General features: G+C 67.0%; 10 protein-coding genes and 2 pseudogenes. 5 read left to right on the forward strand and 7 right to left on the reverse strand.

Going from position 1 to position 14,248, the window contains the following annotated elements:
- Window positions 1–131 precede the first annotated feature (131 nt).
- The gene (locus tag AC1IQ6_RS14390) at window positions 132–2,594 is read right to left on the reverse strand and encodes a penicillin acylase family protein (protein WP_479729833.1); all 2,463 of its coding nucleotides are present in this window, start codon (window positions 2,592–2,594) and stop codon (window positions 132–134) included.
- A gap of 230 nt (window positions 2,595–2,824) precedes the next feature.
- On the opposite strand from AC1IQ6_RS14390, the gene AC1IQ6_RS14395 reads away from it, so the two are divergent.
- Both AC1IQ6_RS14395 and AC1IQ6_RS14400 read left to right on the forward strand, forming a co-directional pair.
- Window positions 2,825–3,208 carry a hypothetical protein gene (locus AC1IQ6_RS14395; RefSeq protein WP_102771102.1) on the forward strand — a complete coding sequence of 128 codons (384 nt, stop codon included), beginning with the start codon at window positions 2,825–2,827 and terminating at the stop codon, window positions 3,206–3,208.
- A 9-nt stretch (window positions 3,209–3,217) separates the two neighbouring features.
- Window positions 3,218–3,436 carry a YMGG-like glycine zipper-containing protein gene (locus AC1IQ6_RS14400; RefSeq protein ID WP_102771101.1) on the forward strand — a complete coding sequence of 73 codons (219 nt, stop codon included), beginning with the start codon at window positions 3,218–3,220 and terminating at the stop codon, window positions 3,434–3,436.
- A 171-nt stretch (window positions 3,437–3,607) separates the two neighbouring features.
- On the opposite strand, the pseudogene AC1IQ6_RS14405 reads toward AC1IQ6_RS14400, so the two are convergent.
- Window positions 3,608–3,892, reverse strand: a pseudogene (locus AC1IQ6_RS14405) (hydrolase); the annotation flags it as partial.
- Window positions 3,864–4,136: pseudogene (locus AC1IQ6_RS14410) on the reverse strand (LysR family transcriptional regulator); the annotation flags it as partial. The pseudogenes AC1IQ6_RS14410 and AC1IQ6_RS14405, both read right to left, overlap by 29 nt.
- Before the next feature lie 205 nt (window positions 4,137–4,341).
- On the opposite strand from AC1IQ6_RS14410, the gene AC1IQ6_RS14415 reads away from it, so the two are divergent.
- The gene (locus tag AC1IQ6_RS14415; protein ID WP_485864801.1) at window positions 4,342–5,811 is read left to right on the forward strand and encodes a hypothetical protein; all 1,470 of its coding nucleotides are present in this window, start codon (window positions 4,342–4,344) and stop codon (window positions 5,809–5,811) included.
- A gap of 41 nt (window positions 5,812–5,852) precedes the next feature.
- Here the strand turns inward: AC1IQ6_RS14415 and AC1IQ6_RS14420 are convergent, their stop codons facing one another.
- The 3 genes from AC1IQ6_RS14420 to AC1IQ6_RS14430 form a co-directional block, all read right to left on the reverse strand.
- Window positions 5,853–7,010: a Fic family protein gene (locus AC1IQ6_RS14420; protein WP_485864802.1), complete on the reverse strand. Its 1,158-nt coding sequence runs from the start codon at window positions 7,008–7,010 to the stop codon at window positions 5,853–5,855.
- 149 nt (window positions 7,011–7,159) lie between these two features.
- Window positions 7,160–7,525 carry a hypothetical protein gene (locus AC1IQ6_RS14425; protein WP_485864803.1) on the reverse strand — a complete coding sequence of 122 codons (366 nt, stop codon included), beginning with the start codon at window positions 7,523–7,525 and terminating at the stop codon, window positions 7,160–7,162.
- A 64-nt stretch (window positions 7,526–7,589) separates the two neighbouring features.
- Window positions 7,590–8,567 carry a Bug family tripartite tricarboxylate transporter substrate binding protein gene (locus tag AC1IQ6_RS14430; protein ID WP_485864804.1) on the reverse strand — a complete coding sequence of 326 codons (978 nt, stop codon included), beginning with the start codon at window positions 8,565–8,567 and terminating at the stop codon, window positions 7,590–7,592.
- A 211-nt stretch (window positions 8,568–8,778) separates the two neighbouring features.
- On the opposite strand from AC1IQ6_RS14430, the gene kdgD reads away from it, so the two are divergent.
- Complete coding sequence (gene kdgD, locus AC1IQ6_RS14435) at window positions 8,779–9,693, forward strand: 5-dehydro-4-deoxyglucarate dehydratase (RefSeq protein ID WP_102771095.1); 915 nt, start codon at window positions 8,779–8,781, stop codon at window positions 9,691–9,693.
- Window positions 9,694–9,725: 32 nt separating this feature from the next.
- Here kdgD and ilvA read toward each other — a convergent pair whose 3' ends face one another.
- Entirely contained in the window at window positions 9,726–11,312 is a 1,587-nt protein-coding gene (gene ilvA, locus AC1IQ6_RS14440; protein ID WP_111825195.1) for a threonine ammonia-lyase, biosynthetic, read from the reverse strand.
- A gap of 547 nt (window positions 11,313–11,859) precedes the next feature.
- Here ilvA and AC1IQ6_RS14445 point away from each other — a divergent pair.
- Window positions 11,860–14,088, forward strand: a complete 2,229-nt coding sequence (locus tag AC1IQ6_RS14445) for an NADP-dependent isocitrate dehydrogenase (RefSeq protein WP_102771093.1) — start codon at window positions 11,860–11,862, stop codon at window positions 14,086–14,088.
- Window positions 14,089–14,248 lie beyond the last annotated feature (160 nt).

Genomic DNA, 14,248 nt, shown 5'->3' on the forward strand with positions numbered 1-14,248 from the left:
TGCGCGCGGAGATTCAGCTTGAACGCGCCGCCGGGCGGGCGGCGCGCGCTGCTATCCAGACCTTAACTGGCATCGACGGTTCAGGCACGAAACCGTGCGTAAGCACCCTTGTCAATCTGACAAGCGCCCCCCTACTTGCCCGCCGGCCGCAGCGTCAGCGTATCGGCCCGCTCGCTATCCACCTTGGCGCGGCTGAACGCCATGGGGAAGTACTCGCCGGTGGCCCAGCCCTTGAGCAGGTTCTGGTAGTACGGGCTGCGCGGATCGGCGGACTGGCCGGGCACGTTCTGCACGCGCGAGTTGTCCCAGTTGGACACGTCGATCACCTGGCGGTACGAGGCGCCGCTGATCTGGCGGAAGTCCGACTTGCGGAACGTGGCGCGATGCACCGTGTCGTTGTCGCCGCCCACCGGATAACGCGGCGTGCCGTAGGCCTTGGCGGTGGCCTCGGGCAGCAGGCCGGCCAGGCTGTGCTCGAACTGGATGTGGTGCAGCTTGCCCCATTGCCATTGGGCCGGGTCCGAGCCGAGCTTGGCCTGCAGCTTCTGCACGCCATCGCCCAGCGCGGCCAGCAGCAGCGCGTCGCGGCCCTGCTCCGGCCGCTGGCCGAAGGCGGCGTCCGGCGCGGCCAGCTTCTCCAGCGTCTTGCGCGTGGACAGCTCGCCGAAGACGCTGCGGCCCGCGGCGGGCACATACAGGTCGGACACGCGCTTGACCACTTCGGGCAGCCAGAACTCATAGACCGTGGCGGCGCGGCTGTCGGTGCCCGTCTTGTAGTCCCAGTCCTTCAGCAGGCTCAAGGCCCGGCTCAACTGCGGATCGGCGGAGTTCAGCGACTTGGCGTAGCCGGCCAGCGTACGCGCCGGAATCGACAGGTTGTCGAACTGCAGGGCCTGCGAGTTCTGCACCGTCAGCCCCTTGCCGTCGGCCAGTACTTCGCGGATGCGCTGCACGCGGTAGGGTTCGGCCCAGGTGCGCGCCGACATGTCCCGGTAGCGGTAGTCGGCCGGCAGGTTGAACTCGTTGGCCGTGGCGAAGTAGCCCTCGGGCGGGTTGTAGACGCGCGGCAGCGCGCTGCCGGGCAGCACGCCGCGCCATTCGAAGTCGCCGTTGCCGGGCACGGGCAGCATGCCCGACCAGTCGGCGCGCGGACGGATCGGCGCGATGCTGCCGCCGAACCAGCCGATATTGCCGTCCACGTCGGCGTACACCATGTTCTCGCTGGGCGTGTAGTGCTTTTCCATGCCGGCCACGAACTCGTTCCAGTTCTGCGCCTGGTTCAGCCGCAGGCTGGCCAGATAGGCGGCCGTGCCCGGATATTCCAGATAGGCCGCGCGCAGCGCATAAGCCTTGCGCCGCACCGGATCTTCATAAATCACCGGACCGTGGCGCGTGAACTTCAGCTGCCGCGTCGCCGCCGGCTGGCCGCGCACCGGAATCGACTCCTCCACCTGGCGCATCTTCTCCCAGCCGCCGCGGTAGCGGTATTCATTGGGATTGGACGGATTGGTATCGTAGACGTAGAGGTCTTCCTCGTCGCCGAAGGCGAAGATCGTCAGCCCGAATGCGATGCGGTCGTTGTGCCCCATGGAAACGCCGGGCAGCGCCGGCTCGCCGGCGCCGATCACGTTCCAGCCCGGCGCGTTCAGGTGCACCATGTAGCGCAGCGACGGCATCGTGATCGAACGGTGCGGATCGCCCGCCAGTATGGGCTTGCCGGTGGCCGTGTGCTGTCCGCCTATGGTCCAGTTGTTGCTCTCGTAGCGGGTCGCCATGGGATCGAACGCCGGGTCCAGCGCGGCCATCATGCCCGCCGACAGGCGGCTTGCCAGCGCCGCGCGCTGGTCTTCGGCCAGCGGGCTGCGCGGAAAATCCGCCGCCACGAACTTCTGGCCGGTGCGCGCCAGGCTGTAATTGGCGAGCACCTTGCTGTCCACCTGCTTCACGTCCAGCCCGGCCGGCACCTGCAGCGCCAGCGGCGGCTCGAAAGTACTCAGGCCCTGGACCGTGTTCAAGCCCAGCGCGGCCACCCGCTGCGCCATTCTGACTTCTTCGTTGAGGTTGCGCGTCAGGCCGTAGATGCGGATGAGCGAGGTCTGCGGACTCCAGTAGCCAGGCTCGGTGCCGGTCAGCTTGAATTCCGGCGGCATCTGGTCGGGATGCGCCTTGACCCAGTCGACGTAGGCGTTGATGCCCGCCGCGAACGCGGTCAGGATCGCCTGGCCCTGCGGATGGTAGCTGGCGTATTCGGCCTGCATATCGCCGCGGAACAGGAACAGGCGCGCGGCGCGGTCCTGCTCGATGAAGCGCGGGCCGAACTGTTCGGCCATCTTGCCCTCGCCCTGGCGGCGCCAAAGATCCAGCTGCCACAGCCGGTCGCGCGCGGCGCTGAAGCCCTGCGCGAAGAACAGGTCCGCCTGGTTCTGCGCGTAGATGTGCGAGACCCCGTGGCGATCGCGCACGATCTCCACCGGCTGCGACAGCCCGGCCATATCGATGGTGTCTTTCTTGCTTCCCGGCGCGGCACAGCCCGCCAGCACCGCCACCAATCCGCCCGCCAGCAATGCAGCGGCCCTGCGATTGAACGTACGCATGACTCCTCCTCCGATGATTGGACTGCCATCGCTGCCGGTCTCGAGGCGCCATGCTTGCCGACGCTGCCGCTCGCAATGCCGTACAACTAAACCATGTGTCCCCCCTCTTGCGCAAGCAAGTTTTCAAGCATAAATTCTTCGATACCGCATATCGCTTGCGTCGCGAGCGAACTGCGCGCACGGCGTCAGAAGGTTGTTTTTCTATCCCTGTTCCCTTGAGGAGCGATGCGATGAAAGTGAAACACCTGTTCGGTCCCGCAGTTCTAGCCCTCGCCTTGCTGGCCCCCGCCACCGGCGCCGCGGCCGCCTCCGAGGGAGCCCCCATCCTCACCGGCCAGCAATGGTCGCAGTCCGACCCCAACCTGAAAAAAGCCTACCTGCTGGGCATGGCCAACCTGCTGCAGGTGGAACAGGCCTACCAGCGGCGCCACGCCCCCACCGACGCCCAGAGCCTGGTCCCGCGCTTCGCCAAGGGACTGCAGACGCAGACCCTGGACTCGGTGCGTGAAAGCCTGGACAACTGGTATGCGGCGAACCCGACAAGGATGGACCGCCCGGTGGTCGAAACGCTCTGGTTCGAAATCGTCGTGCCCGGCACGAAACGCGCGCGCTAGGAGACCGCCATGAAAACAGTTAGCTCGATCGTCATCGGCCTGGCGATGGTGTCGCTGGCCGGCTGCACCAACATGAGTTCCAAACAGCAAGGCACCCTGTCGGGCGCGGCCATCGGCGCCGCGGCCGGCGCCGGCATCGCCGCCATCGCCGGCGGCAGCGGCTGGACCGGCGCGGCCATCGGCGGCGTGGCCGGCGGCATTGCGGGGAATATTTACGGCGGGCAGTGAATGGTTGGCCCGCGGAAATGACAAGCGGTTGAAGGCCGGCGTTCGCCGGCCCGATGGGTTACGCGCGCTTGATATTCGAGTTCTTGTCCAAGGATTCTCGCGCTGCACCCATCCTACGCTGGACGACAACACGTAGGAAGGGAGCTGCGCGAGACATTTAGCGCAAGAACATCAGCGCTGCGAATCCAGCACTTCGTTGTTCTTCACCACTTCCTGCGCCTTGGCGTAGCTTTCGATCAGCAGCTGGTAGGCCGGGAACACCTTGGTGTAGACCTCGGCCCACTGGGCCGCGTCTTCGCGGTTCCAGGTCTTTTACAGTTCGGAGGCGACGGCGGCGGTGTCCATCGGCACCACGCCGGCCTGCACCACGCGCGCCAGCGTGATTTCCTGGGCCATCTTGCTATAGGTGCCCGACGCGTCGACCACGGCGCGGCTCGCTACGGGTGAATTCGATGGCGTTGAACGCCGACTCGGCCTCGACCAGCATGGCTTTGCAATGCGCGTGGAAGGTCTGGCCGATTTCGGTCACCGAGAAATGCCGTGTCGAGCGCTGGATCAGGCGCACGCCCAACCGTTCTTCCAACATGGCGACGCGCCGGCTCAGTTTGGATTTCGGCACGCCCAGAGCCCGTTCGGCGCGGGCGAAGCCCCCGTGGTCCACGACCTGGGAGTAGTAATAGAGATCGTTGAGATCTTGCATGGTCCCCTGATTCAGCGTTCCTCTTGTAGAACGTTATCGCGTAATTTTGCCATTCAGCCACATCATCGTCCCTGCATTATTTACATCGGGCCGCAAGGCTGGCGTACGGCAGGCAATCCCCCATGACGCGCCGGCCCACCACGGCCCGCCCGGCGCAACCGGCATACACTGCAACGCCCGGCCCCTGCCTGCGCACGACTCCCTCATGACGTATCTGCTCTGGTCCCTGCCCGCCCTCATCGTCATTGCCGCCATCGCCAGCGGACGCGTGAACACCACGGTCGCGGCCATCCTGGGGCTGGCGGCCGCGCTGGCCGTGGCGCTGGGGGCCGCGCCCACGCCATTCGACGGCGGGCAACTGGGGCAGGCGCTCACGCGCGGCCTGTGGATCGGCGCGATCATCACGCCCTATATCCTCGGCGGACTGCTGTTCTGGCACATGGCCGCCCAGCATCCCGCCGGCAAGGCGGCCGGCGCCGACGGCCCGGGCGATACGCTGGCGCGGCGCAGGCGGCTGTACTTCGCCTGCTTCCTGGTGGGTCCGTTCGCCGAAGCGGCCACCGGCTTCGGCGTGGGCATGCTGGGCACGGTGCTGCTGATCCGTCCGCTCAAGCTGCAGCCGCGCGAAACCATGGTCTTCGCGCTGCTCAGCCAGACCCTGATTCCGTGGGGCGCGATGGGCAGCGGCACGCTGCTGGCCTCGGCCTATGCGCGCGTGCCGGCCTCGCAGCTGGCGCTCTACAGCCTGGTGCCCGTGGCGTTGCTGACGGCGCTATGGATGGCGCTGTACTGGCGCACCGCCGCGCGCGCGGGGCTGCGCGCCGCCGCATCCGAACACTGGCGCGAAGCCGGCTGGATGACCGTGAGCCTGGCGGCGCTGGCCGCGGCCACCGCGCTGCTCGGTCCCGAGACCGCGCTGCTGGCGGCCTACGGCCCGCTCATCGTCGCGCGCTTCCTGCTCGACCGCCGCCCCGGCCGGGCGCAGCTGCAGGCCGCCGCCGGCGGCGCCCTGCCCTACATCGTCATGATCGCCTGGCTGGTGGCGACCCGGCTGCTGCCTGGCCTGAACCATGCGCTCTCGGCGCCGGCCGACTTCCGCCCGTACGCCGACCTGCCGGGCTGGCAGCCCTTGCTGCATGCGGGCAGCTGGCTCATCGCCGGCGCGCTGGCGCTGGCCGCGCTGCGACGCCAGCCGCAAGTCCTGGCCGCGCAGGCGCGCGCCGCCTGGACCACCGGCCGCCACGCCGTGTACTCGGTGTTCCTGTTCGCCATGATGGCCGAGGTGCTGGCCGGCGCCGGCATCTCGCAGGCCTACGCCGACGGCCTTTTCTCCAGCCTGCGCGACTGGACCGTGCTGATCACGCCCGTGCTGGCCGGCGCCTTCGGCATCCTGGCCAACAGCGGCAACGCGCCGAACAGCCTATTCATGCCGTCCCAGCTATCGCTGGCGCTGCAAGCCGGCCTGAACGTGCCCGCCGCGGCCGCATTGCTGCACGTGTCGGGGACCTCGCTGGGCATTTTTTCGCCGGTGCGGATGTCCATCGCCGCCGGACTTGCGCACGGCCGCGGCCAGGAACGCGCCGTCTACGCCGGGCTGCTGCCTTACGCGCTGGCCGCTTGCGGGGCGCTGCTGTGCCTGGCGCTGGTGTTGGCGTTGTCGGGCAGTCCGGGGTGAAGGGGCCACGCCGGCCACTTTCCCGGCACGCGCTTCAGGCGCTATTGCTCCACGCCATACAAGGCAGGAAGCAGAATCGGCAAGGAATCGAGTGGAAAAGCGAACCTGACCGGGGCATGGGACGTATCGGAAGCGACCAGGCCGGACTTCAGGGCCGCCGCCAATAGAGCGCGCCCCGTGCGTTCGCCCAGGCCGGTCATCTGAATGAACTCTCCGCGCGTGGTGGGACCTGCGGCAAACAGATGGTAAATGGGCAACGCGGCCTCGGGCCGCAACCGTCCCTTCGCCGTTTCCACCAGGACCGACGCCTTGATTTTTTCTTTCATCGAGTCCAGCGCCAACATTTCCCTCATGTAGGAAACCTGGTCTTCACATACCCCCAGGAAATATTCGATCCATTGCAACAGGCCCTTTTGAGTGAGGTTGCCGCGCCCATCCAGATCGCCTTGCCGCGGCGCGTCCGCGCCGGCCAGATAGCCGTAGTAGTCCGCGACATTTCGAGCCAGGCCACGATTGACCGACCATAGGCCCCGGGTAATTGGCAACATGGCAGCGTGAGTCTGCAATCGCGCGGAGCGACCATTGCCGTCGGAGAAAGGATGCATCCAGGCCATCCGATGATGCGCGCAGGCGATGGCGATAAGCTGTGCATCACCGGCCCGTTGCCGGTCATAGTGCGCGGTGAACGACTCCATGAACCGTGGCAAAGCGCGCCAGACGGGCGGATGGTGGCGACCGACGACGACATCAACCTCCCGCAGCTCTCCCGGTTCGACGGATAGGCCGTCCTTGCTGATTCTGTCCGCCGGAGCAAGGCGGCCATACATGGCTCGATGAGCGAGCCTAGCGAAATCGGCGCTCAGCGGCGAATGGCTCTCGGCCAGACCTTCCAGTTGCCGTTCCGCCTCGATATGAGCCACGGCAACACGCTGCAATTGTGCAATTTCGGGCTTGTTCGAGTACTTGCCATGTAAAGCTGCGTCGATGTTCCTGGGGGTTGTGCTTTGGCCTTCGATCCTGTTGCTGTAATAGGAATTCATGCTGCGCAGCAGTTCGTGCAACGCTGCCCGAGTGCTTGCGTGGGCTATGCCTCCAAGTTCGGCCGCTTGGTTGACCACGGCCGCCGACCGTTCAATCAGGGGAGCGAGCACATGCTCGCCCGGCGATAAAGGCATGAACCGCTGCGGAGAATCGTACATTTTTCCGGTTTAAATTCCGATCTTTAAATCATCTATGTAATTGATATTGCGGCATATATCAAGTGAGAATTTCTAGTCACCAAGTTATTTTTGCCGCTTTTTTTTCCGGTTTTTTTGCCTTGCTCGCAGTACCTACCTATCCAGCCGGATCAACGCGGCACCGGCAACGGCGGCGCGGGCGTCAGCGGCCCGCTGGGCTGGCCCCGCGGCGCAGGCATGGGCGGCAGGCGCGACGGCGCTGGGCTGACCCATCCCGGCTGGCGGCCCGGGCTGCTGCCGGGCGCCGGATGCGGACCCGGCGGCCTGCCGGCATTGGCGCAGCCCGTGCCCAGGCACGGCTCGGGCGCCGGCTCGGGATTGAAGAGCCGTGGGCAGGCGGCGCCCACGCAAGTGTCGGGAATGACTCGGGCCGAAGGCGGCGGCTGCGGCACGGCGGGCGTCGCGCCTTGGGCGCCGGCAACGGCGGACAGCGCCGCCAGGCCGGCCGCCAATACCGCTGTTTCACGCGTTTTCATGGCTGCATGCTCCGCCCCGCGCGCCGGGGCCTGCCGCCAGGATTCCATGCCGGCGCGCCCGGCGTCAATCCAGGCGGATGTCGGTGCTCTTGACCACCGTGGCCCAACGCGCGCGTTCGCCGGCGAAGAACTGCGCCAGCTCGGCGGGATTGCGCGTGACGATTTCTGCGCCCTGCTCGTTGAGCTGGGCCTTGACCTCGGGCTGGTTGACGATCTGCGCCATCAGCGTGGACAGGCGCTCGGCCACCGGATCGGCGAAGGCCGCCGGCGCCATCACGCCCTGCCAGGTGCCGGATTCGAAGCCGGCCACGCCCTGCTCGGAAATGGTCGGCAGGTCGGGCACCAGCTGCATGCGTTCGCGCTTGGAGATCGCGATCGGACGCAGCTTGCCGGCGCGGATGTGGGGCAGCGTGGCCAGCAGGCCGTTCATGATGATCTGGGTCTGCCCGCCGATGGTGTCGGTCACCGCCTGCGAGCCGCCTTTGTACGGCACGTACTCCCATTGCGCGCCGGTGGCCTGCTGCACCGCCACTGCGGCCAGGTGCGGCGCGCTGCCGATGGCCGTCACGGCGAAATTCAGGCGCTGTTTCCTGGACAGCGCGACAAGTTCGGGCACGGTGCGCGCCGGCACGTCCGGATGCACGGCCAGCACGTGCGGCGAATAGGCCAGCATGCCGACGGCGCGCAAGTCCTTGGAGGGGTCGAAAGACAGCTTGGTATAGACCGACGGACTGATGGCCAGCGCGCCCACGTCGCACAGCAGCACGGTATGCCCTTCGCCCGCGGCCTGCACCACCAACCCGGCGCCCAGGTTGCCGTTGGCCCCGGGCTTGTTCTCGACCACCACCGTCTGCGACAAGGCTTCGCTCAGCCGCGGCGCCAGCAGGCGGGCGATGATGTCGGATGATCCGCCCGGCGGATATGGCACGATGATGCGCACCGGCCGGGTCGGCCAGCCGGACGGCTGCGCCCCCGCGGGCAACCATGGCGCCAGGCACAGCGCCGCGGCGCCGCCCAGGAACTGTCTCTTGCTCGGGTTCATGCTGTCTCCTCTCCAGGATATGCGCCGCGTCCGCTCGGCAGGCTAGTTATCGTACAACCACAAGAATAATTCCAAATGACATCAAAAATACATTTCGGGTTTCCCCTTTTAATGCCGCATATTTAGCTAGCCCCTTCCTTGTAGCCCCGATTCTCATGTTGTACGATGACCTACCTCTTGAATCAAAAAACCACCCAGGACGAGCGCCCCCATGACGACTCCGCAGGAACTCAAGAACATTGTTTCGGACGGCTTGCTGTCCTTCCCCGTGACGGACTTCGACCAGAACGGAGACTTCAACGCCAGGGGCTATGCGCAGCGCCTGGAATGGCTGGCGCCCTATGGCGCCACCGCGCTGTTCGCCGCGGGCGGCACGGGTGAATTCTTCTCGCTGGCGCCGCAGGAATATGCCGACGTCATCCGGACCGCGGTGCAGACCTGCGCCGGCAAGGTGCCTATCCTGGCCGGCGCGGGCGGGCCTACGCGCAGCGCCATCGCCTATGCCCAGGAGGCCGAACGCCTGGGCGCCAAGGGCATCCTGCTGCTGCCTCACTACCTGACGGAAGCCTCGCAGCAAGGCATCGCGGCCCACGTCGAACAGGTCTGCAAGTCGGTGAAGATCGGCGTCATCGTCTACAACCGCGCGCAATCGCGCCTGTCGGCCGACAGCCTGGCCCAGCTGGCCGAACGCTGCCCCAACCTGATCGGCTTCAAGGACGGCGTGGGCGACATCGAGGCCATGGTGCGCATCCGCCGCAAGCTGGGCGACCGCTTTTCGTATCTGGGCGGGCTGCCCACGGCCGAGGTCTACGCCGCCGCCTACCGCGCGCTGGGCGTGCCCGTGTATTCCTCGGCGGTGTTCAACTTCGTGCCGCGCACGGCCATGGCGTTCTATCGCGCCATCGCGGCCGGCGACCACGACACGGCCAACCAGTTGCTGGACACGTTCTTCCTGCCCTACCTGGACATCCGCAACCGCGTGCCGGGCTATGCGGTCAGCATCGTCAAGGCCGGCGCCCGGCTGGTCGGGCACGACGCCGGCCCGGTGCGCGCGCCGCTGACGGACCTGCTGCCCGATGAGATGGAGGCGCTGGACGCGCTGATACGCAAGCTCGGCCCGCAATAACAAGCCGGGCTGCAAGCCCGGATAAACCCGGTTCAAACCAGGAACTGGCGATACGCCTCGTTGTCGGTTTCCTCGAAATGGGCGTAGCCCAGCTCGCGCAGAAAGGCGTCGAGCGCGCCGCTGTCGGCCAGCGGCGCCTGGATGCCGACCAGCGCCGAACTGAAGTCCGCGCCCTGGTTGCGGTAATGGAACAGGCTGATGTTCCAGTTGGGCGCCATCTCCGACAGGAACTTCATCAGCGCGCCCGGGCGCTCCGGGAACTCGAAGCGGAACAGGCGTTCACCGCCGGCCAGCGGCGAGCGCCCGCCCACCATGTAGCGGATGTGCTGGCGCGACAGCTCGTTATTGGTCAGGTCTCCCACGGAAAAGCCCTGTTCCTGCAGCGCCGCCATGATCTCGGCGGCGTCGCCGCGCCGCGCGATCTGCACGCCGACGAAAATGTGCGCGGTATGGGCATCGGCGATGCGGTAGTTGAACTCCGTCACGCTGCGCTGGCCGATCACGCGGCAAAAGCGCCGGAAACTGCCGCGCTCCTCGGGCACGGTCACGGCGAACACCGCTTCGCGCGCCTCGCCCACCTCGGCGCGGTCGGCCACGAAACGCATGCGGTCGAAGTTCATGTTGGCGCCCGACGTGATGGCGACCAGCGAACAGCCCTGCACGCCTTCGCGTTCCACATACTGCTTCAGGCCCGCCACCGCCAGCGCGCCGGCCGGCTCCAGCACGCTGCGCGTGTCCAGGAATACGTCCTTGATCGCCGCGCAGACCGCGTCCGTGTCCACCAGGAGCACCTCGTCCAGGTGCGCGCGGCACAGGCGGAAGGTTTCCTCGCCCACCAGCTTGACCGCCGTACCGTCCGAGAACAGCCCCACTTCGGCCAGGCTGACCCGTTCGCCGGCGCGCAACGACTGCGCCATGGCGCAGGAATCCTGGGTCTGCACGCCGATCACCTTGACCTCGGGCGCCACCGCCTTGACGTAGGCCGACACGCCGGCCGCCAGGCTGCCGCCGCCGATCGGCACGAAGATCGCGTGCGGCGCGCCCGCATGCTGGCGCAGGATCTCCATGCCCACCGTGCCCTGTCCCGCGATCACGTACGGATCGTCGAACGCCGGGATGAAAGTCAGCGCATGCTGCGCGGCCAGCGTCTGGGCGTGGGCATAGGCGTCGCTGTACGAATCGCCCGCCTGCACCACCGTCACCGTCGGCCCGCCGTGGGCGCGGACCGCGTCCACCTTTACCTGCGGCGCGGTCTGCGGCACCACGATGGTGGCGCGCACGCCGAGCTTGGCGGCCGAGATCGCCACGCCTTGCGCATGATTGCCGGCCGAGGCCGTGATCACGCCGCGGTCCAGCGCGGCCTGCGGGGTGTTGCGCATCTTGTTGTAGGCGCCGCGCACCTTGAAGGAAAACACCGGCTGGTTGTCCTCGCGCTTGAGCAGCACGGTGTTGCCCAGGCGCGCGGACAGGCCGCGGGCGGGGTCCAGTTCGGTCTCGCGGGCGATGTCGTAGACGCGGGCCGTGAGGATCTGCCTCAGGTATTCCATCGGCGAGGCGTTGCCGTGCTGGAATGCGGCGGGGTTAGCGGCTTCTGAACTGGCGGAAGGAGTTGCGGACATGCGGTTCTCTGCTTTGGGGGTTGGCTTTGCCCGGCAGAGGCGGCCACAAAAAACCCGCCTCGTGGGGCGGGTGGCTGTGACTGTTGCGGTCGCGCGCTAACCCACCATTCCAGGAATGTTGGTAATAATCAGCGAAATGCGAACGGCGCGGAAATTCATGGGCCGTAGCTTCCTCCAAGCGCCGCACTTTGTCAAACGAGACCCGCGGCGGGCCTGTTCGAAATAATGCGTCCCCGTTTTATCGCCCGCGCCTGCGCGTATCCCGCGCCCGACACCGCCGTTTTTCCTGCGCGCCAGACGGGCCGCGGTATTACAATGTAAGGTTCGTGGCAGTCGCACCTCCCTGGAGGCGGACCTGGGTCCGGCCGGTACAACCGGCCCTCCCCGGCCGGCCAAACAAAAAAGGGCGGGCGCCGGCCATGCTGGGCAGACGCTCACGGCCTGCGCGCCTGCCCGGACGAACCCACTCTCGACAACATCTACCGGCTTCGCGCCGCATAGCATGTTCGGGTTTGCGCCTAGCGCCTGCCGAACAGATTCAAGGATCATGTCTCTTACTCCGAAGATTATCTATACCCTCACCGACGAAGCGCCGGCGCTCGCAACCCGTTCGCTGCTGCCCATCGTCCAGGCCTACACCAAACCCGCCGGCATCACCGTCGAGACCCGCGACATCTCCCTGGCCGGCCGCATCATCGCCGTGTTCCCGGACTACCTCGACGACAGCCAGAAGCTGGGCGACGCCCTGGCCGAGCTGGGCGCGCTGGCCGTGCAGCCGGAAGCCAACATCATCAAGCTGCCCAACATCAGCGCCTCCATGCCGCAGCTGAAGGCCGCCATCAAGGAACTGCAGCAACAGGGCTACAAGCTGCCCGACTACCCCGACGCCCCGGCCAACGACACCGAGCGCGACATCAAAGCCCGCTACGACAGGGTCAAGGGCAGCGCCGTCAACCCGGTCCTGCGCGAAGGCAACTCCGACCGCCGCGCCCCGCTGTCGGTCAAGAACTACGCGCGCAAGCACCCGCACAAGATGGGCGCCTGGTCGTCCGACTCCAAGTCGCACGTGTCGCACATGAGCGAAGGCGATTTCTACGGCACCGAGAAGTCGGCGCTGATCGCCGCCGCCGGCGACGTGAAAATCGAACTGGTCGCCGCTGACGGCGCCGTCACCGTCCTGAAGGACAAGACCCCGGTCAAGGCCGGCGAGATCATCGACGCCGCCGTCATGTCCGCCGCCAAGCTCAAGTCCTTCCTGCAGGCCCAGGTCGACGACGCGCGCGCCCAGGGCGTGCTGTTCTCGGTGCACCTGAAGGCCACCATGATGAAGGTCTCCGACCCCGTCATCTTCGGCCACGTGGTGTCCGTGTTCTACAAGGACGTGCTGGCCAAGCACGCCGACGCGCTGGCCCAGGCCGGCTTCGACCCGAACAACGGCATCGGCGACCTCTACGCCAAGATCCAGTCGCTGCCGGCCGACCAGCAGGCCGCCATCACCGCCGACATCGACGCCGCCTACAAGACGCTGCCGGCACTGGCCATGGTCAACTCCGACCGCGGCATCACCAACCTGCACGTGCCCAGCGACGTCATCGTCGACGCCTCCATGCCCGCCATGATCCGCGACTCGGGCAAGATGTGGAACGCCGCCGGCGAACTGCAGGACGCCAAGGCCGTGATCCCCGACCGCAGCTACGCCGGCGTCTACCAGGCCGTGATCGACGACTGCAAGGCCAACGGCGCCTTCAACCCGGTCACCATGGGCAGCGTGCCCAACGTCGGCCTGATGGCCCAGGCCGCCGAGGAATACGGTTCGCACAACAAGACCTTCGTGATCCCAGCCGCCGGCACCGTCCGCGTGACCGACGCCGCCGGCGCCGTGCTGCTGGAGCAGGCCGTCGAGGCCGGCGACCTGTGGCGCATGTGCCAGACCAAGGACGCCGCGATCCAGGATTGGGTCAAGCTGGCCGTCACCCGCGCCCGCGTCAGCAAGACGCCGGCCGTGTTCTGGCTGGACGAGAACCGCGCCCACGACGCGCAGGTCATCGCCAAGGTCAAGCAGTACCTGAACGACCACGACACCAGCGGCCTGGACCTGCGCATCCTCAGCCCGGTCGAAGCCACCAAGTTCTCGCTCAAGCGCATCCGCGCGGGCCAGGACACCATCTCGGTGACCGGCAACGTGCTGCGCGACTACCTGACCGACCTGTTCCCCATCATGGAACTGGGCACCAGCGCCAAGATGCTGTCCATCGTGCCGCTGGTCGCCGGCGGCGGCCTGTTCGAAACCGGCGCCGGCGGTTCGGCGCCCAAGCACGTGCAGCAGTTCCTGGAAGAAGGCTTCCTGCGCTGGGATTCGCTGGGCGAATTCATGGCGCTGGCCGCCTCGCTGGACCACCTGGGCCGCGCCTATGACAACGCCCGCGCCCTGGTGCTGGCCAAGACGCTGGACCTGGCCACCGCCAAGTTCCTGGACGAGAACAAGTCGCCCGAGCGCAAGGTCGGCGGCCTGGACAACCGTGGCAGCCACTACTACCTGGCCATGTACTGGGCCCAGGCCCTGGCCGCGCAGACCGACGACCGCGAACTGGCCGGCCAGTTCGCCCCCGTCGCCCGCGCCCTGGCCGACGGCGAGGACACGATCCTGGCCGAACTGAAGGCCGCCCAAGGCAAGCCGGTGGACATCGGCGGCTACTACCAGCCCGACCAGGCCAAGGCCAGCCAGGCCATGCGCCCCAGCGCCACGCTGAACCAGGCGCTCGCCGCCATCGCCTAACCGGCGCGACGCGACGCGAAAAAACCGGCAGCCTTTCGGGGCTGCCGGTTTTTTTCACGATGACGCCGGCTTATGCATAAGGCTTATCAATAACCTGTGCGCCCACCCGCCACATGTACCGGTGCTTTCTGAAACCTTACCCAATCGAACGACCACCGGC

The sequence above is a fragment of the Achromobacter sp. MUI-25009338 genome, from assembly GCF_057359325.1.